This is a genomic window from Providencia sp. PROV109, assembly GCF_033681625.1.
In the GTDB taxonomy this organism is placed as follows: Bacteria; Pseudomonadota; Gammaproteobacteria; order Enterobacterales; family Enterobacteriaceae; genus Providencia; species Providencia hangzhouensis.
This window is the reverse complement of the sequence record NZ_CP096320.1, coordinates 2,896,950-2,916,602: the sequence shown is the minus strand read 5'-3', so window position 1 is coordinate 2,916,602 and position 19,653 is coordinate 2,896,950. Positions and strand designations below refer to the sequence as shown.

Genomic DNA, 19,653 nt, shown 5'->3' with positions numbered 1-19,653 from the left:
ATTGTGGTTTAATGGCAAAAAATTACATACTGGTGATAACCAGAGTGAATCAGACAAAAAGGTCCATTAATGAGCTGGATTGAAAAAATTTTAAAGAAAGGTAACTTGACCCAATCACACAAAGCCAATATCCCTGAAGGGGTTTGGACCAAATGCGATAGCTGCGGGCAAGTATTATATGGTGCTGAATTAGAGCGTAATTTATCCGTGTGTCCAAAATGTGACCACCATATGCGAATTCACGCACGTCAGCGCTTAGAAACCTTCCTTGATGAAAACTCAACAACGGAATTAGGCAGTGAACTTGAGCCAAAAGATATTCTTAAGTTCAAAGATTCAAAAAAATATAAAGACCGTATTGCTGCTGCGCAAAAAGAAACAGGTGAAAAAGACGCGATCATCGTGATGAAAGGCACGTTGAAAGGTATGCCTGTGGTGGCTGCGGCGTTTGAGTTCGCTTTTATGGGCGGTTCAATGGCCTCTGTTGTTGGCGCGCGTTTCGTGCGTGCAGTGGAGCAAGCTCTGGAAGATAACTGCCCGTTGGTTTGTTTCTCTTCAAGTGGCGGTGCGCGTATGCAAGAAGCACTGTTATCATTGATGCAGATGGCAAAAACCAGTGCAGCTTTGGCAAAATTGCAAGAACGTGGTTTACCTTACATCTCTGTATTGACCGACCCAACCATGGGTGGGGTGTCTGCAAGTTTAGCGATGTTAGGGGATATTAATGTGGCAGAGCCGAAAGCATTAATTGGTTTCGCAGGGCCACGTGTTATCGAACAAACTGTTCGCGAAAAGTTACCGCAAGGTTTCCAACGCAGTGAATTCTTACTTGAGAAAGGCGCGATTGATATGATAGTTCGCCGCCCTGAGATGCGTGATCGCTTAGCTGAAGTGTTAGCGATGTTAACCAATAAACCAAGCTTTAATGACACGCCTATCATCGTAGCGGAAACGGTTGAAATCGACATTAACGCCGTTGATGAACTTGATGCCCAAGAGCCAAAAAAGGATTCTGAAAAGCATAAAAAAGATGATGAGTAATCTAATCATTCCTAATGCCAAGTCTCCATTGGAGGCTTGGCTTTCTTATCTCACCGACTTACATAGTCAAAATATTGATATGGGGTTGGAGCGAGTCGGTCAAGTTGCTAGGAAAATGAACCTAACGCAACCTGCATCTAAAGTTATCACTGTCACTGGGACCAACGGAAAAGGGACAACTTGCCATACGCTAGAGTCTATTTTTATGGCATCTGGGTTAAAAGTTGGGGTTTACAGTTCACCGCACCTTATTCGTTATACCGAACGCGTTCGTATTCAAGGCCAAGAGCTCACTGAGTCTGATTTCTGTGAAGCATTTGCCACAATTGAAGCACAACGTGCAGATATTTCTCTCACCTATTTTGAATACGGCACCTTGGCGGCGTTACAATTATTTAAGCAAGCTAAACTCGATATTGTGATTTTAGAAGTCGGTTTAGGCGGTCGGTTAGATGCGACCAATGTCGTTGATGCGGATATTGCGGCGATCACCAGTATTGCCTTAGACCATACAGATTGGTTAGGTGCAGACCGTGAACATATTGGTTATGAAAAAGCCGGTATTTTCCGCAAAAATCACTATGGAGTGGTCGGTGAACCGGACATGCCAGCTTCAATTGCCCAAGTGGCTGAGCAGCTAGGTACACAGCTATTTCGCCGTGGTACGGATTGGCAATACAGTGAGCAAGCAAATAGCTGGTCATGGAAAAGTTCACAGCGTGAATGGCATGATTTACCGTTACCCAATGTACCTTTAGCGAACGCAGCAACAGCGCTGGGTGTGGTGAGTTGCCTATTGGAAATTGATGCTGATATTGCCCAAAAAGTGACTGAGTCCGCTATTCATCAAGGTTTGAAATCTGCTCAATTACCGGGGCGCTTCCAAATTATTGGTGAAAAACCGTTAATGATATTGGATGTAGCGCATAACCCCCATGCCGCAGGGTACTTAGTCAGTAAATTAGCGGCCTTACCGGAAACTAAAAACCGTCGCATTCTCGCGGTGGTAGGGATGCTAGGCGATAAAGATATCAAAGGGACGCTTGAGTGCTTATCACAACAAGTCACCGACTGGTACCTTGCGCCATTAACTGAGTTTAGGGGAGCAGATGTGGCCCAACTTAGTCAATATTTACCCACAGCTAACCAGTTTGAAAGCGTAGAAAAAGCGTGGCAGCAAGCTTGCGTCGATGCTAATGAGCAAGATGTGATTGTGGTGTGCGGGTCATTTCATACCGTCGCTCACGTTATGATGTTATTGGATAATCAAGAAGGATAGTGCCGGTGGCTAGTAAATTTCAGAATCGACTTGCTGGCGCCATTGTGCTTGTTGCAGTGGGGGTCATTGTGCTTCCTGCTCTGCTTGATGGCGATAAGAAATACAATGAAAATGAATTTGCGGCCATTCCTATTATCCCTAAACCAGGTGATGAAGAAGACATTGAGGCAATAGCGCCTATTGTAAGTACGACAACAACAGCTTCTTCAGAAGGGGCTTCTGAAGCCATGTTATCAGAAGCGATTACGCAGCAGCAAAACGAACAGGTTGAAACACGGCCATCGACGACAACTCCCGCACCAAGCGTAGTTGAACCCACAAAGCCAGAACCGAAGCCTGAGCCTAAAGTTGAGCCGAAGCCACAACCGAAACCTGAACCTAAGCCCGAGCCGAAATCTCAGCCACAAGGCAAAGCATTTGTGGTGCAAGTCATCGCATTGAACAATGCGAGTAAAGTTGAGGAGATAGTCGCACAGCTCAGGTTGTCTGGTTACCAAGTTTATACTGTTCCTGCAAAACCAGTGAATAATAAACTCACGCGGATTTACGTAGGGCCTGAGGCCTCAAGGCAAAGGCTAGAAGCGGCTTTACCAGAACTGAATAGGATTACGGGAACAAAAGGGATAATTCAAAGCTATAAACCTTAAAATAGAATTTAAATAATCCCTAAAAGGTAAGGGGATTTAGTAACTTACTGCGGCGATTATGATTTTTTCTTTTCGCCGCTATTTTTTTTAATTTGATAGAAAAATGGTTACGCAAACGTTTTCGTTTTCTGTTAGAATGCACTTCGCTGATGTCGCGAGTGCGAATTTTGGAATGGAATATGGTCTGGATAGATTACACAATTATCGCCATTATTGGCTTCTCGGCATTAGTTAGCTTGATCCGTGGGTTTGTACGAGAGGCGCTCTCACTGGTTACATGGGGCTGTGCTTTTTTTGTTGCAAGTACGTTTTATCCTTATTTAGCTGACTATTTTACTCGCTTTGAGGATGTGCTGGTTAGAAATGGCATTGCTATCGCCGCACTGTTTATTGCCACTTTGATTGTTGGCGCAGTCGTAAACTATGTGATTAGCTCATTAGTACAAAAAACGGGGTTGTCAGGCACAGATCGTGTTCTGGGGATCTGCTTCGGTGCGTTGCGTGGTGTATTGATTGTTTCGGCATTGCTGTTTTTTCTCGATACCTTTACACCATTACCTCAAAGTGAGGACTGGCAGCGTTCGGAACTTATTCCGCAGTTCAGTCATATAATCAGGTGGTTTTTTGACTACCTGCAAAATGCGTCAAGTTTCCTACCGGAGAACATTTCTCCGTCTGGCTGATGAGGAAAGACTAAATGTGCGGTATTGTCGGTATCGCCGGTGTTACACCGGTAAACCAATCAATTTATGATGCTCTCACGGTGCTTCAGCATCGTGGGCAAGATGCAGCAGGTATTGCCACTATTGATGGCAAAAACAACATTCGTTTACGCAAAGCAAATGGCCTTGTTAAAGATGTGTTTGAAACACGTCATATGCTGAGATTACAGGGCTGCATGGGGTTAGGGCACGTCCGTTACCCAACGGCAGGTAGCTCAAGTGCTTCCGAGGCGCAACCTTTCTACGTAAACTCACCTTTTGGTATTACACTTGCGCATAATGGTAATCTGACAAACGCTCATGAACTCACTCGGAGTTTATTTGAAACAGCGCGCCGCCATGTTAACACCACTTCTGATTCTGAAATATTACTGAACGTATTAGCCCATGAGCTGGATAGGTTTGATCATTTCCCTCTCGAGCCAGACAATGTTTTCAGTGCTGTGTCCGCGATGCACAAAAAATTACGCGGTGCGTATGCTTGTGTGGCATTAATTATTGGCCATGGCATGTTAGCCTTCCGTGATCCTCACGGTATTCGTCCGTTAGTATTAGGGCGCCGCATTACTGAAAGTGGTGAACATGAATATATGGTCGCTTCTGAAAGTGTTGCGCTTGATACTTTAGGTTTCGAGTTTTTACGCGATGTGGCGCCTGGCGAAGCGGTATATGTGACAGAAAAAGGCCAATTATTTACACGCCAATGTTCTGATAACCCACAATTAACCCCATGTATTTTTGAGTATGTCTATTTTGCTCGCCAAGACTCTTTTATTGATAAAGTGTCTGTGTATAACGCAAGGTTACGTATGGGGCAAAAACTGGGCGCTAAAATTGCTCGCGAATGGGAAGACTTAAACATCGATGTGGTAATTCCTATTCCAGAAACATCGTGTGATATCGCCTTAGAAATCGCGCATATTCTTGATAAACCGTACCGCCAAGGTTTCGTGAAAAACCGCTATGTAGGCCGTACATTTATCATGCCGGGTCAGCAAGAACGTCGTAAATCGGTGCGCCGTAAGCTTAATGCGAACCGTGCGGAGTTTCGTGATAAAAACGTCTTACTTATTGACGACTCCATTGTACGCGGAACAACATCGGAGCAAATTGTTGAGCTTGCGCGTGAAGCCGGAGCAAAAAATGTTTACTTTGCCTCAGCGGCACCCGAAGTGCGTTTCCCAAACGTATATGGCATTGATATGCCAAATGCAAATGAATTGATTGCACACGGGCGCGAAGTGGATGAAATTCGCAAGCTTATCGGCGCAGATGGGCTAATTTTCCAAGATTTAACGGATTTAGTCGACGCGGTGCGTGAAGAAAACCCTGAAATTACAGAATTTGAGTGTTCCGTGTTTGATGGCATTTATGTGACCAAAGATATCGACCAAAGTTATTTAGACTACCTAGAAAACTTACGAAAAGACGATGAGTTAAAGTTGAAGGATCAGAGTGAGGTTGAAGACCTAGAGATTTATAACGAAGGCTAAATTTTCGTCAATTTTCGTCATAGTTTGGGCTACAGCGTTGTTGGCTTCACAAATTCGCCCTAGTCACGTAGTTTTCTACGCTCCTAGGGTCTCTTTGCTAGCCGCCTAGCTGTAACCCTAACTATATAGAAAATCCACAGTGATTCTGATTTTTCCCATCTTTAATCTGTAGCCTAAAATATCAAGAAAACTATGACGTCAAATGAAGGCCTAAGTTACAGTTATATCTGATTTAAAATACGTAAAAATCGAGTAAGCTAGAGGGACATTAACTGCCTATTTGGAGCGATATATGGCTGATTTCAACTCCCTCCCTGATGTGATTAAACCTTTCGCAGATAAAATCAAAGCCACTAAAAAACCGCTTGTTGAAATGACGTTAACCCCTATTGAAGACTATGTTTTATGGGATAGTCGTGTTGGGGGAATGCCGTATTTGCCACTAAATGAAAAATACCCGACGAATAGCGAAGGGATGCCACTCAAGTTGCTTGCTCAAATTAATTTTGCACAAGTGCCTAAATTAGAAAATTACCCTGAAAAGGGGATTTTACAGTTTTTTATTGGTGGTGATGATTTATATGGGGCTGATTTTGAGCAGCGACAAAAACAAGAAGATTTCCGTATTATTTATTGGGAAGAGGTTATTGAAGATACTCAGCAATTAACCCAAGATTTTTCTGCGGTGATTGCTGCCCATTCTGATGACTACTATACCCCCATAGACCATCAATACAGTATTGAATATACGCCTGCGGAGCAGTACATCAGCATCGATGATTTCCAATTTGGCCAGAAAATATTAGGGGTCGACAACCTCTATGATTATGAAGAGCAATTTGAAGGGGAAGATTTTTACGATGAATGGGTTGAGCCCTACAGTGATACGTTTGAATCAGGGGCACACTGCATCGGCGGCTATCCGTTTTTCACTCAAACCGACCCAAGAGAATACGAAGAAGATATTCAACAATATGAATTGCTTCTACAAATAAATACCGATTATGAAATAGGGATCATGTGGGGAGATATGGGAGTCGGTAATTTCTTTATTCACCCAGATGACCTGAAAAAACGTGATTTTAGTCGTGTGGTGTATAATTGGGATTGCGGCTGACCCAGAAATCCTTTTTGCCTTTTAACCTGTAGCGTTGTTGGCTACAGGCTAAAATAATGAGTGAGTTATTAGTCGCCTATTTAATTAATTTTAATGCTTTCTTTGCATCTGCAACCGTGGCGTATTTCGTATATAATGCTCAATTATCGTTTGCTAGGGTGGTTAGGTAGGGAAATGAAGAAACTTATCATTGGGTTAACAGGGGCGAGTGGGGCTATTTATGGTGTCCGCTTGCTTGAAGTGTTGAAACCGCTCAAAGGTGTAGAAACCCATTTGGTGATGAGTGCGGCCGCCCGTCAAACATTAGCACTTGAAACAACTTACACGGTGAAAGACGTTCAACAGTTAGCCGATCATAACTATGACAGTCGTGATATTGCTGCAGCGATTTCTTCCGGTTCGTTCCGTACCGCTGGAATGGTGATCATGCCCTGCACCATGAAAACGTTATCAGGTATTGTTCACAGTTATACTGATACGTTGGTCACTAGGGCGGCGGACGTAGTGCTTAAAGAAGGTAAAAAATTGGTGTTAGGTGTACGCGAAACGCCATTGCACGTCGGCCATTTACGTTTGATGGTGCAAGCGGCGGAGATGGGAGCCGTGATTATGCCTCCCATGCCTGCGTTTTATCACCAGCCTGAAACTATTCAAGATATTATTGACCAAACAGTTAATCGTATCCTTGATCAGTTTGATATCGAACTGGAACAAGACCTATTTCATCGTTGGCAGGGGGCGAAATAATATTTAAAGATAATCATATTGTTAGGTTACTAACTTTTATGTATTTTAAATCTATTTTTTACTGAGGGTAGCTTTGAACTGAAAAATGTTAAAATTGATTGAATTTTAACACTAAGTGGTAAGGCGGTTGTTAGTTTTTCATGCTGAACGGTCGCGATATCATCTTGAATCAATGATGCTGATATAGTCGGTGAGCCAAACATTTCGGCGATATTCGATTGTTGAGTAAAATCGTTCATAGAATGGTTATCTCGCAATTGATAAATATTGCCTGCTTGACCTATAAATATAGAGCTGTTCAAGTTTACGATTTCATGGTATTTGTTTTTAATATGTTTGTGTAGCTGTTCAGAATCTAATTGATTAGAGTAAATATAGTAGTTATGCATGGTACCTTGCTTATCAGTATAATACGTGTTTTCTAATGTTATTAGACCGTTTTTTTTATTAAAGTGTGAATGAAATATTCGATCAGATCTAAAAATATCATGGTTTATTCTTACGACATTAAATTCATCTAATGCTAAAACTTCGTTTTGAACTAATAATTTTAATTTTCTTTCTTTTTCGCTAATGATAGATGACTCATTTGGGAGTCCATTCACTTTTGTATATTTGATTAAAAAATCGGAATTACTGCTATTCTTTTTAAATTTATAGGGTTCTGCGTGAGTATTTACAAATAATGTTAAATTTTCTTTAAATTGTTTAAATGAGCCAAACTCATATAGCCCTTTGTTTGGGTCAAATAAAGTATAAATTTCTTTGCCATTTTGATTGTTCTTTATACCAACTGCACATGCATGATTAGTACTGTAGAAAATATATGACTGTATTTTTTCATCATTGTTTTTTATGAGAGATAGAAAATGACTAAGTTCTACTTGAATCTTTCTATCATTAGAATAATGAATATTCTCTCCTGCATCAACATGATTTTTCTTGTTCACTTTTTGCCATCCTAATGTTTGGCATGAGAAAGTATAATCAATGACAGAATTTATAAATAGATTGATATCTTTTTCTAAAAATAACTCTTTGGGTAAGTCAATTTTTCTTATTAGGCAATCCATGTGATTATTGAAGTTATCATCAAGAGTTTTATTATTAGCTAAATTTGAAAAGAATTTATCCATATTTGTTTTTATAGTGGCATATTCCACTGTAGGTTTGTAATTTATGTAGTATTCATTGGAAGAAATTGTATCTGAATAGGTTTTCTCTAGTGCTTCGTAGACTAATTGCTTGAACTCCTCTACTGAATATTTATTTTTTCCACTAGATTGTGAAGTTTTTAAATAATTAGAATTTAAATTAAGTATAAAATTAGATTTACAGTGAAAATCTTGTATTTTCATTGCCTGTTTTAGCAATTTTTTAGTCTGTACTTTGGCCATTTCCTCTTTTATTGTTGATAAATATTGATTAATATTCGTACGGTATCCGCTGTGCTCAGGGAAATGTAGTAAAATTGTATTGTTAGAGAAAGAAGATGTATTATGAGAGAAATTAACACAGTTATCCATAAATGTTTTTATGCTATTATTATTGTGGCTATGCAAAAATTTCATTGATAGTCCCAAACAATAACCGGCATAGGCTTGGTTGGTATTTGAGACTCCGAATAATTGCTCTTGAAATGAATGGCGTTTAGCTTCATTAACCAAACATTTTTGAGAAAATGGAATAAATTTGTTGTAGGTTATTTGCTTAGGCACGTTATACTCCGATAACTAATTTAGTTTAATCACAGTATGTTTTTCATGATTTTATTTCTTTCAAATATCAATTATTGATATGTAGTTTTAAAATTGCATATCGAAAAATTGAGTGTGCGGTCTTGTAATTAGCCTAATTTAAAATGTTATGTACTATTTTTCGGTGTTATTGTTATTTTGAAGTAAATCTTCTAACGCTTTTTTTAACTCGATATGTTCAAATTGAAAGCCTGCCTCTTCTAACCGTTTGGGGATCGCCTGTTGGCCACCCAATACCAGCGCTGCGGATTCCCCCATGATGGCTTTAATCACAAAAGCGGGCGTTCGTACAAATGAAGGACGATTAATAACTTCACCTAACGTGGCGGAAAATAGGTCATTATGGACTGGATAAGGTGAGGTCATATTAAAGGGGCCAGAAAGCGTTGGGTTATCTAATAGAAAACAAATTGCACGAACCATATCGTTGATATGTATCCACGGCATGTATTGTTTCCCGTCACCAATTGGCCCACCTGCACCCATTTTAAAAATGGGGAGAATTTTGGCAAGTAAACCGCCATTCGCTGATAACACAAGGCCAGTGCGTAATAAACAAACGCGAGTTTTTTCTGACTGAGCATTAGCGGCTAAAGCTTCCCAATGCTGTGTGAGTTGGTGAGTAAATTCATCATGGGGGTGTTCGTCTTCGGTAACGACCGATTGGCCCTGATTGCCATAATAGCCGACAGCAGAGCCCGATAAAAATACCCGGGGAGGGGTTTCACTGGCTGTGATTAACTCACTAAGCTGCTGAGTTAACTTCCAACGGCTATCACACAGTAACTTTTTTTGTTCCTCTGTCCAGCGCTTATCAGCAATAGGTTCGCCTGCTAGGTTAATGACAGCATCGAAGTCATTTAAGTGGGTTTTACCATTGAGAGACGTCCAGCACTCAACAGCCTTGCAAAACTGGCTATAAACTTTTTGTGGAGAGCGGCTTAATACAGTAACCTGATGCTCAAGAGAAATCAGTTTTTGGATTAGTGGTGTTCCGATTAGCCCGGTGCCGCCTGTTATGAGTATCTTCATCGCCATCCCCGTCATATTTCAAACTGCAGCGTTGTTGCTTACGTTTTGTCACCTTAGTCACATACTTGTGTATGCTCCTAAGGCTGCCATCTCTTGGCGCCTAGCTGCAATTTGAACTATTTAGGGGATATCCCTGAGATCAGTAACAAACTACAGCGTTATGATTTAACTATAGCATTTGTGAACACAATTTGTATGATTTGCTTAGCCTGCCTTTAAAAAATTCGGTTTCATTATCACTGTAATAAGAAGTGCTTTTTATGATGGCAACCAATCACAAATTCAGCTAGGATCATTTTCATAGGTGCGGATCAATGCAGATTGGTATTGTCAGGCATACAATAAGAATCAGTCTAATGATATAAGCAGTTTTAGCTTAAAAATAAAAGGTTTACAGGATGGAACAACAAACCGAAGTTGTTGAATGGGTCGATATTGTTGATGAAGACAATACTGTGATTGCTCAGGCAACACGTAGCCAAATGCGAGCAGAAAACCTACGTCATCGTGCAACTTACATTGTTGTTCATGATGGAATGGGCAAAATATTGGTTCAACGACGCACAGACATTAAAGATTTTCACCCCGGTTTCCTCGATGCAACAGCTGGAGGAGTGGTTACGCAAGGTGAAAACATTCTTGATTCTGCAAAGCGTGAAGCTGAAGAAGAGCTAGGTATTGCTGGCGTTCCTTTTGCTGAACATGGCCATTTTTACTTTGAAGATGCGCATTGTCGTGTATGGGGTGGTTTGTTTAGCTGTGTGAGCCATGGTCCATTTGCTTTACAAGAATCTGAAGTTGTTGAGGTCAGTTGGTTGACCCCTAAAGAGATCAGCGCACGCTGTGACGAATTTACGCCGGATTCACTTAAAGCGCTTTCTTTATGGTTGACTCGGAATAATGAGTTAGAAAAAACCATCACTTGTGCTGAAAACTCATAGTTGATCAGATTAAAATTGTTAAAGGGCTATTTTATTTAGTCCTTTACTTTATTTCTCCCAAAATCAAATCTCTAGCAAAGTTAATTTCAAGCTAATATATAACGATTAGTTATAACAAACTTGCAAGCTAAACGATGTATTCATTTCTACACTAGATATAATGTGACAGATCTTAACATTTATCGTTTGCGATATGATGCACTGCTTGGTGTATACATGACGCTTCGAGAGAATAAAAATGACAATTGATAAACAAGATGCTTTTTTGAAACAACAACACCTTGATAACGTAACCAATAAAGCCCGTGAGATTATGGAGCGTGAAGGAATTGAAGCGTTAATCGCAACCGTGGGTGATAACTTTTATCACTTAACCGGTTTTGCGAGCTTCTTTATGTACACTTTCAGGCAAACAGGTTCGGCGATTGCGGTTATTTTTCGTGATCCTTCTATTCAATCATTGGTTATTATGAATGAATTTGAAGCGGCAAATTTGTCACTTCAAATGCCTAACGCAAGGATTAAAACATTTCCAATTTGGGTGGATGTTGATGACCCTTACAACCCGGAAAATGGCAAAGTGGTGAAGGCAAGGCCAATTAATAGCCCAATAGAAACCATTTTCAATTTACTCAAAGAGGCGTTGTCAGAAGCGGGAGTTTATTGTAAACCGGTTGCAATTGAATTAAACCAAATTACACATACAGGTAAAGTATGGTTGGATAAGGTTATTCCTGAATTAAATTTGGTTGATTCTTCGCCGCTATTTAATGAATTACGCATGATTAAAAGCCCGTGGGAAATTGCTCATCTCAGAAAATCAGCACAAATTACAGAGGCTGGTATTGCTGCTGCGAGTAAATTGATCAAAGTCGGCTGTACTTCAGCGGAATTAACCGCCGCTTTTAAAGCGAAAGTGATGGAATACCCAGAGACAAATTATAGCCGCTTCAATTTAATTTCAGTGGGCAGTGATTTTTCACCGAAAATGATCCCTGATGACCAACCTGCAAAAGAAGGGGATTTAATTAAATTTGACTGTGGCGTTGATGTGGCAGGTTATGGTGCTGATATTGCACGGACATTTGTGGTTGGTAAACCGAATGAAAAAGTCGCTGCTATTTATCAAACTATCTTAAAAGGCCATCAATATATGTTAAGTCGAGTTGCGCCCGGCGTGGCATTAAGTGATGTTTTCAATGAAACAATGGCACTCATTCGTTCTTCGGGTTTGCCCCATTATAACCGTGGGCACTTAGGCCATGGGGACGGGGTGTTCGTTGGGCTGGAAGAAGCCCCTTTTGTGAGCGCTGCGACCACAGAAATATTTCGAGCTGGGATGGTAATGAGCTTAGAAACACCTTATTACGGGATTGGTGTTGGCGGTATTATGATTGAAGATATGCTGCTGATTACTGAAGACGGTGTGGAAATGTTAAGTCATTTGCCTCGTGAATTGATTTCTTTCGGGCAAGTGGAATAAGGGGCGGAATATGAAGTGGTATCATTATTTAGTTATTTTCCCAATCCTAGCGTTAACCGTGGGTATCTATTATGCCAACCAAGTAGAGCCTTTTGTTATGGGCTTGCCATTTTTAATGTTCTGGATTGTCTCATGGGTGATTGTTACAGCCTTAGTTATGTTACTAATCAATATATTAGATAATAAAAATACTAAGGAAACATCATGAGCTCCGCGCTAATTATTATTACTGTTTTCTTCCTGTTTAGTATTTATCTTGCTATTCGTGCGAAGAAAGGAAAAACGATGGACCATGAAGGGTGGTCTGTCGGTGGTCGTAGTTATGGCGCACTGTTAGTTTTCTTGCTGAGTGCGGGGGAAATATATACCACGTTTACCTTCCTTGGCGGGAGTGGCTGGGCTTATGGTAAAGGCCCTGCAATTCTATATACCTTGGCAGTCAATGCTTTTATGGGGATCTTTTTATACTGGGTGCACCCAAGGGTATGGCGATTTGCAAAAGATAATGATGTCAGAACGATTTCTGAGTTATTTACCAAAAAGTATCAAAGCCCGGGGTTAGGGTTATTAATTAGCTTAATATCTATTGCTGCAATGGTGCCTTTATTTGTTTTACAGCTTAAAGGATTAGGCATTATTGTTTCTCAAGCGTCTTATGGCGCAATTCCAGCAGATATTGCCATTTGGATTGGAATTATCGCAGTGACGTTATTTGTGATGATTTCAGGTATTCATGGCTCAGCTTGGACATCAGCACTAAAAGATTTAATGATTTTAATTGTGGTGGTTTTTATCGGTATTTATATTCCACTTCATTATTACGGTAGTTTTGGGGACATGTTTAAAGCGATAGATACGGCGATGCCAAGCTTTCTAACATTCTCCGAAACGGGGCTAAATATCCCTTGGTATATTTCCACAATATTCTTATCTGTGGTTGCCTATTTCTGTTGGCCGCATTATATGGCCGCAGTGTTTACCGCAAAAGATGAAAAATCACTGAAACGTAATAGTATTCTGATCCCAGCGTACAGTTTGATTATGCTATTCGCATTTTTCGTTGGTTATGCATCCATATTGCAAATTCCACATCTTGAAGGGGCGGCAGTGGATTTATCGCTGTTTGAGATATCTAAGAGCACCTTCTCACCGATTGTGGTTGGTTTTATTGGTGCGGCAGGGATGTTAACCGCATTAGTACCTGGTTCGATGTTGTTGCTAACTACTTCTAATATGTTAGCGGGAGTTGTGCAAAAAGCGATGGGAGTAAGTGAAGAAAAACGCCAGTCTGGTGTGTATGCTCGCTTTATGGTACCTGTCGTTGCGTTGGTCAGCTTGTATTTTATTTTCCACAGTAATGATACCTTAGTGGCTATTATGTTACTCGGGGTCAATATTGTCGCGCAGTTTTTCCCTGCTTTACTGATGAGCTTTAAACAGCAAAACCCAATGACACCAGCGGGTGCTATTTGTGGAATTTCTGCGGGGGTTTTATTCCTTGCGGTAACCTATATAGAGAAAATTTCTTTAGCACAATTGTTCCCTTGGTTAGGAGAAAGTTTGAGCTTTATGAATATCGGTATTGCTGCATTTATTCTGAATATTATTGTTGCGGTAGTGGTTTCATTATTTACGCGTAAAAGATAGTTAAAAATAATCAGGCAATAAAAAAGCGCTCAGTTGAGCGCTTTTTAGCAGAAAGAGATGAATTAAGCGTTTTCGTTTTGTACTGCTTGGATAGCAGTTAACGCAACGGTATACACGATGTCATCAACTAATGCACCGCGTGACAAGTCATTGACTGGTTTACGCATACCTTGCAGCATTGGACCAATAGAGACTAAGTCAGCAGAACGTTGTACGGCTTTATACGTGGTATTACCGGTATTTAAGTCAGGGAAGATAAATACGGTCGCTTTACCTGCAACTGGTGAATTAGGTGCTTTGGACTTAGCAACATCCGCCATAACAGCCGCGTCATATTGTAATGGACCATCGATAATTAAATCAGGGCGTTTTTCTTGTGCTAAACGCGTTGCTTCACGCACTTTCTCAACATCACTACCCGCACCTGAATCGCCTGTAGAGTAAGAAATCATCGCAACACGTGGGTCGATACCGAACGCTTTAGCAGAATCCGCAGATTGGATAGCGATTTCAGATAATTGCTCTGCAGTTGGGTCTGGGTTGATAGCGCAGTCACCGTACACAAATACTTGTTCTGGTAATAACATAAAGAACACAGAAGAAACTAATGAGCTACCCGGTGCTGTTTTAATTAATTGCAACGGTGGACGGATAGTATTTGCCGTCGTATGAACAGCACCAGAAACTAGGCCATCCACTTCGCCTTTCTCTAGCATTAATGTGCCTAATACAACGTTATCTTCTAATTGCTCATGAGCAACAACCTCAGTCATTCCTTTGCTCTTACGTAATTCAACGAGGCGAGCAACGTATTCTTCACGTACTTTAACTGGGTCAACAATTTCAATACCAGTACCGAGTTCAATACCTTGTGCAGCAGCAACACGACGAATATCTTCTGGGTTACCTAATAGAACACAAGTTGCAATGCCGCGCTCTGCACAGATAGATGCAGCTTTAACTGTACGCGGTTCGTCGCCTTCAGGAAGAACGATTCGTTTGCCAGCTTTACGTGCTAATTCAGTTAACTGATAACGGAATGCTGGTGGTGATAGGCGGTTAGGGCGTTCTGAGTCAGCAACCAGTGATTCAATCCAATCGCTACTAATATGACGAGCCACATAGTTTTGAATTTTTTCAATACGTTCATGGTCATCAGCTGGGACTTCTAAGCTAAAGCTTTGTAGATTCAGCGATGTTTGCCATGTATTGCTTTTCACCATGAAAACAGGCAGGCCGGTTTCGAAAGCTTGCTCACACAGCTGGCGAATAGGCGCATCGATGTTGTAACCACCCGTTAGTAGAACTGCACCGATTTCAACCCCGTTCATTGCCGCTAGTGAGGCAGAAACTAATACATCAGGGCGATCCGCTGAGGTCACTAATAATGATCCTGGGCGGAAGTGTTCAAGCATGTGCGGAATGCTACGAGCGCAGAAAGTCACTGATTTAACACGACGAGTTTTGATTTCGCCTTCGTTAACAATCTCTGCACCTAAGTGTTTTGCCATGTCAATTGCACGGGTGGCAATTAAATCAAAGTTCCATGGAATGGATGCCAGCACAGGCAGATTCAGCGCAGAAAGTTGCTTAGTATCGAGGTTAGCCACAGTCGCTTTGGTTGAATCATCAAAGATTTCAGATAGGTCAGGGCGAGTACGACCTTGTTCATCAACAGGTGCATTCACCTTATTGATAATAACGCCGATGATATTTTTATTACGTTGGCCGCCAAATTCGTTACGTACTAACTCTAAACGCTCTTGCATTTGTGTGATTGAACTGTTGCCTGGTGCAGTGACGAAAACAATCTCTGCGCCTAATGTTTTGGCAATTTCATAATTTAATGATTGAGCAAATGAATGTTTACGCGTTGGCACTAAACCTTCAATTAAAATCACTTCCGCATTTTTTGTGTGGTCATGATAGCGAGCGACGATTTCTTCCATTAATACATCTTTTTTGGAAGAGGTCAGTAGCGATTCTACGTATTCCATTGTTAGTGGTTCAACAATGGTGGTAATACTTGAATGAGAGCGCAGGACTTCAGTGGTTTGGTCTTTATTGCCAGAGACGCGTGGCTGTGCGATAGGTTTGAAAACGCTTAATTGAACACCTTTTTGTTCCATTGAGCGAACGACACCTAGGCTAACGCTAGTTAAGCCAACGCTGGTGCCAGTAGGTATTAACATAATTGTACGGGACACGGGAACCTCTTTATTTCGGTTACTCTAATGACAAAACGATACCGCCAGCAGGTTGCTGGCGGTAGAAGTTGCTTATGCGGTTAAACGCGCAGTATCTTGGGCGATAACCAACTCTTCATTGGTTGCGATAACCAGTGCTGGGCGGCTGTTATCGGTAGTGATTAAACCTTCTTTACCGAAGCGCGCCGCTAAGTTACGTTCGTGGTCATATTCGAAACCAAGGATAGCCAGTTTCTTCAAGGTAATTTCACGAACTTGCGCTGAGTTTTCACCAATACCACCCGTGAAGATGATAGCATCAAGGCGGCCTTCCATCAGAGCACTATATGCACCAACGTATTTCGCCAAACGATGGCAGAAAACATCCATTGCGCGAGTTGCGTCTTCTTTAGTGCCGTAGTTATCTTCAACATAGCGGCAGTCACTTGTTACGCCAGTTAAACCTAATAAACCAGACTCTTTGGTCAGCATTTTGTTGATTTGTTCAACGCTCATACCTAAAGAATCATGTAAATGGAAAATAATTGCAGGGTCGATATCACCACTACGTGTTCCCATTACCAGACCTTCTAATGGCGTTAAACCCATTGAAGTGTCAACGCATTTACCGTTAACAATAGCAGTAACAGAACCACCATTGCCTAGGTGGCAAGTGATAACATTTAGCTCATCAACAGGTTTGTTGAGTTTTTTCGCAGCTTCACGGGAAACATAGTAATGGCTTGTACCGTGCGCACCATAACGGCGAATACTATGCTCTGAATATAATTCGTATGGCAATGCATACAGATAAGCTTCCTGCGGCATGGTCTGATGGAATGCGGTATCAAAGACAGCGACATTTTTGTTGACCAGATGCGGGAAGGATTTTCTTGCTTCTTCAATACCGATGAGATGAGCAGGGTTATGCAATGGCGCGAATGGAATAGCCGCTTCGATGCCTTCAATCACTTCATCTGTGATTAATACAGAAGAGGTAAATTTCTCACCACCATGAACAATACGGTGACCGATGGAGGTGATTTGCTCTGATAGCTCAGGTTTTTCAGCAAGAATAGTGTTAACAATGAAATCCAATGCTTCGCTATGCGCTGCACCAGCACCTAAAGGCGCTTCTTTCTTAGCACCATCCATTTTCCACTTAATACGGGCTTCCGGGAGGTTAAAGCACTCAGCTAATCCAGATAAAAATTCATCGCCATTAGTTGGGTCGATGATGGCGAATTTCAGTGAGGAGCTACCGCAGTTTAGAACCAGTACCAGCTTACTTGACATGGAAATACCTATCGTTAATTGTTGTTGTGAAGCCTTTTAAAAACATGAAAAGACTCAGATATAAAAATATACCGCTAGAGCCTAGCGTATTTATGACCTGAAACATCATGATTGATATCATGTTAAAGGCGAAAAAAGTTAAAGATCGTGAGATCTTCAGGGGTTGATAACTCAGGCGCTATTCTTTTCTACAGAAGGTTATAAAAGTAAACCTCTGCACCTAGTGTTGAAATAACGATCAACAACCCCAATATATAACTGTTGTCTATCTTCAGTATCGAAGATGGATAAAGCTAAAAAATAACAAATGCAACAGCAATTCTAAATGTGGCAGATTCTACTAAAATTATTTTATATTTTATACGTTTTTTTTAAAAATAGGGACTTTGATTGATTAAAATCATAAGTGACGTATAAAGTAGTGTTATAGCACAGGGTTACGTTGCTATTAGAATAGCTGATATTTAGTAAATTGACTTAACTTAAGGTAAATGTAATGAAATAATTTCGTTACCTTAAATGTGCTATCATTTTACCATGCGTAATTTATAAATTATTGCCTCAGTTTTTAAGAAGTCGATAGGAAACGTTTCATGAGTACATTGCAAAGTACACCGCCCGGTTTTTTTAAGCGCTTTAGATTAGGTAACCGCTATCTGAAGGCTTTTCCTATGGAGAAAAAACTGTCGCCGATATTCCCCGAAATTCGTATTAACAAGGCGGTACGCTTTGGTATTCGCTTTATGCCGCCCATTGCAATTTTTACATTAGCATGGCAAATCGCGTTAGGTGGGCAATTGGGACCTGCCATTGCCACGGCACTTTTTGCCTGTAGTTTGCCAATGCAAGGTTTATGGTGGTTAGGAAAACGTGCGGCGACACCTTTGCCATCCAGCTTGCTAAGCTGGTTTTATGAGATCCGTGATAAATTTACCGAAGCGGGAATTGCGATGGCACCAGTTGAACACCAACCCGATTATATGGCGTTGGCTGACTTGCTAAAACGTGCATTTAACCAGCTAGATCGTTCCTTTATGGAAGATATCTAAGGGATAATTTCTATTAAAAGGTAGATTTAACAATAAGTAATGCAAAAATAGTGTTTAGATCAATAAAAGCGATGTTTTCACTGTCTATGATTGATGTTGAATGCGAAGATAAGCCATACTTTTTAGTGGGAGAACCCTGATGGAAATGACTAACGCACAACGCTTGATCTTATCTAATCAATATAAAATGATGACCATGCTTGACCCCGATAATGCAGAACGTTATCGCCGACAACAAACCATTATTGAACGTGGTTTCGGTTTACAAATGCGTGAGTTAGACAGAGACTTTGGTCATTTAAGTGAAGATACCTGCCGTACTGTTATTGATATCATGGAAATGTACCATGCGCTGCAAGTCTCTTATAGCAACATGGCTAATAAGGAAGACATTGATGGCCGCCGTGTGCAATTTTTGGGCTTTGATGCGGCAACAGAAGCACGTTATCTGAGCTATGTCCGTTTTATGGTCAACACAGAAGGGCGTTATACCCACTTTGACAGCGGGACGCATGGGTTTAACTCACAAACACCAATGTGGGAAAAATATAATCGTATGTTAGCGATTTGGCATGCATGTCCAAGGCAGTATCATTTATCAGCAGTGGAGATCTCCCAAATTTTAAATGCCTAATGCTCGTCATTCTTCGCGCTGTAGCTTTGTTGACTGCGTTCGGTGACTCGGGTCACATACATTTGTATGCTCTCCGAGATATCTTCTCTAGTCGCCTAGCTACAGCGTGAATATTTAGAGCATGTTTGCTTGTCATTAGTAAAGCAGCAACACGTGACACTGATATGCGAGCTATATGAGCAAGTTAAAACACATTAACACTTAGCCTACAGCAACAAGCACACAGCCCCCAGAACATCCACAAGCGACTTTGTGACCTTCTAGCGCAACAGGGATACCATTAATCTTCATTAAGCTATCGCCTTCAATGATAGTGCCGGTTTTTTTACATGAAGGACAATAAACCGAGTTGCCTACGCAAGCGACCCCTTGGGTTTGTTTGGCGAGAGAAGAAGCCGTTAGAACTGTGCCGCCTGTATTGGTAGTATCATTTTTTAAAATGAGTTTTCTGCCGTTCACAAGACTACGCATTGCGTTTTTTCTCCTGATCAAGCTTTGCTAAAAGCTGTTCGACCTTTTACTAAAAAATCAACGAAAAATATTTGTTATCAAATGATAAAATATTTTACGAGATTGATAAAC

General features: G+C 41.0%; 18 protein-coding genes. 13 read left to right on the top strand and 5 right to left on the bottom strand.

What is annotated here, in order from left to right; translation table 11 throughout:
* Window positions 1-69: 69 nt before the first annotated feature.
* The 7 genes from accD (at window position 70) to M1F25_RS13455 (ending at window position 7,046) form a co-directional block, all read left to right on the top strand.
* Entirely contained in the window at window positions 70-1,041 is a 972-nt protein-coding gene (gene accD / locus M1F25_RS13485; RefSeq protein ID WP_004257287.1) for an acetyl-CoA carboxylase, carboxyltransferase subunit beta, read from the top strand.
* A complete protein-coding gene (gene folC / locus M1F25_RS13480) occupies window positions 1,031-2,320 on the top strand; it encodes a bifunctional tetrahydrofolate synthase/dihydrofolate synthase (RefSeq protein WP_181488120.1) in 1,290 nt (429 codons plus the stop codon). Before accD ends, folC begins: the two co-directional genes overlap by 11 nt.
* Before the next feature lie 5 nt (window positions 2,321-2,325).
* Window positions 2,326-2,967, top strand: coding sequence for a cell division protein DedD (gene dedD, locus M1F25_RS13475; protein WP_036957975.1), 642 nt, complete (start codon window positions 2,326-2,328; stop codon window positions 2,965-2,967).
* 179 nt (window positions 2,968-3,146) lie between these two features.
* A complete protein-coding gene (gene cvpA / locus M1F25_RS13470; RefSeq protein ID WP_004257304.1) occupies window positions 3,147-3,650 on the top strand; it encodes a colicin V production protein in 504 nt (167 codons plus the stop codon).
* Between the two features lie 14 nt (window positions 3,651-3,664).
* Window positions 3,665-5,182 (top strand): amidophosphoribosyltransferase, encoded by a 1,518-nt coding sequence (gene purF, locus M1F25_RS13465; protein WP_004257307.1) that lies wholly within the window; start codon window positions 3,665-3,667, stop codon window positions 5,180-5,182.
* A gap of 292 nt (window positions 5,183-5,474) precedes the next feature.
* Entirely contained in the window at window positions 5,475-6,299 is an 825-nt protein-coding gene (locus M1F25_RS13460) for a YwqG family protein (protein WP_181488118.1), read from the top strand.
* A gap of 174 nt (window positions 6,300-6,473) precedes the next feature.
* On the top strand, window positions 6,474-7,046 hold the full coding sequence (locus M1F25_RS13455; RefSeq protein WP_036957976.1) for a UbiX family flavin prenyltransferase: 573 nt from the start codon (window positions 6,474-6,476) through the stop codon (window positions 7,044-7,046).
* A gap of 29 nt (window positions 7,047-7,075) precedes the next feature.
* Here the strand turns inward: M1F25_RS13455 and M1F25_RS13450 are convergent, their stop codons facing one another.
* Both M1F25_RS13450 and M1F25_RS13445 read right to left on the bottom strand, forming a co-directional pair.
* Window positions 7,076-8,764, bottom strand: a complete 1,689-nt coding sequence (locus tag M1F25_RS13450) for a hypothetical protein (protein ID WP_112307566.1) — start codon at window positions 8,762-8,764, stop codon at window positions 7,076-7,078.
* Between the two features lie 153 nt (window positions 8,765-8,917).
* On the bottom strand, window positions 8,918-9,835 hold the full coding sequence (locus M1F25_RS13445) for a TIGR01777 family oxidoreductase (protein WP_110591918.1): 918 nt from the start codon (window positions 9,833-9,835) through the stop codon (window positions 8,918-8,920).
* A 398-nt stretch (window positions 9,836-10,233) separates the two neighbouring features.
* Here M1F25_RS13445 and yfcD point away from each other — a divergent pair, with 398 nt between their 5' ends.
* The 4 genes from yfcD (at window position 10,234) to M1F25_RS13425 (ending at window position 13,906) form a co-directional block, all read left to right on the top strand.
* Window positions 10,234-10,776: an NUDIX hydrolase YfcD gene (gene yfcD / locus M1F25_RS13440; protein WP_004257328.1), complete on the top strand. Its 543-nt coding sequence runs from the start codon at window positions 10,234-10,236 to the stop codon at window positions 10,774-10,776.
* A gap of 238 nt (window positions 10,777-11,014) precedes the next feature.
* On the top strand, window positions 11,015-12,259 hold the full coding sequence (locus tag M1F25_RS13435; protein WP_181488116.1) for a M24 family metallopeptidase: 1,245 nt from the start codon (window positions 11,015-11,017) through the stop codon (window positions 12,257-12,259).
* Between the two features lie 10 nt (window positions 12,260-12,269).
* On the top strand, window positions 12,270-12,467 hold the full coding sequence (locus M1F25_RS13430; RefSeq protein WP_004257337.1) for a DUF3311 domain-containing protein: 198 nt from the start codon (window positions 12,270-12,272) through the stop codon (window positions 12,465-12,467).
* Complete coding sequence (locus M1F25_RS13425; protein ID WP_144141278.1) at window positions 12,464-13,906, top strand: sodium:solute symporter family protein; 1,443 nt, start codon at window positions 12,464-12,466, stop codon at window positions 13,904-13,906. The genes M1F25_RS13430 and M1F25_RS13425 overlap by 4 nt, the downstream gene beginning before the upstream one ends.
* A 62-nt stretch (window positions 13,907-13,968) precedes the next feature.
* On the opposite strand, the gene pta is transcribed toward M1F25_RS13425, so the two are convergent.
* A complete protein-coding gene (gene pta / locus M1F25_RS13420; RefSeq protein ID WP_181489705.1) occupies window positions 13,969-16,098 on the bottom strand; it encodes a phosphate acetyltransferase in 2,130 nt (709 codons plus the stop codon).
* 87 nt (window positions 16,099-16,185) lie between these two features.
* On the bottom strand, window positions 16,186-17,388 hold the full coding sequence (ackA, locus tag M1F25_RS13415) for an acetate kinase (RefSeq protein WP_004257349.1): 1,203 nt from the start codon (window positions 17,386-17,388) through the stop codon (window positions 16,186-16,188).
* Between the two features lie 593 nt (window positions 17,389-17,981).
* Here ackA and yfbV point away from each other — a divergent pair.
* Window positions 17,982-18,437, top strand: coding sequence for a terminus macrodomain insulation protein YfbV (gene yfbV, locus M1F25_RS13410; RefSeq protein WP_004257353.1), 456 nt, complete (start codon window positions 17,982-17,984; stop codon window positions 18,435-18,437).
* Between the two features lie 139 nt (window positions 18,438-18,576).
* On the top strand, window positions 18,577-19,071 hold the full coding sequence (locus tag M1F25_RS13405) for a YfbU family protein (RefSeq protein ID WP_004257356.1): 495 nt from the start codon (window positions 18,577-18,579) through the stop codon (window positions 19,069-19,071).
* A 201-nt stretch (window positions 19,072-19,272) separates the two neighbouring features.
* On the opposite strand, the gene M1F25_RS13400 is transcribed toward M1F25_RS13405, so the two are convergent.
* Window positions 19,273-19,542 carry a PAAR domain-containing protein gene (locus tag M1F25_RS13400; RefSeq protein ID WP_136135030.1) on the bottom strand — a complete coding sequence of 90 codons (270 nt, stop codon included), beginning with the start codon at window positions 19,540-19,542 and terminating at the stop codon, window positions 19,273-19,275.
* Between the last annotated feature and the right edge of the window lie 111 nt (window positions 19,543-19,653).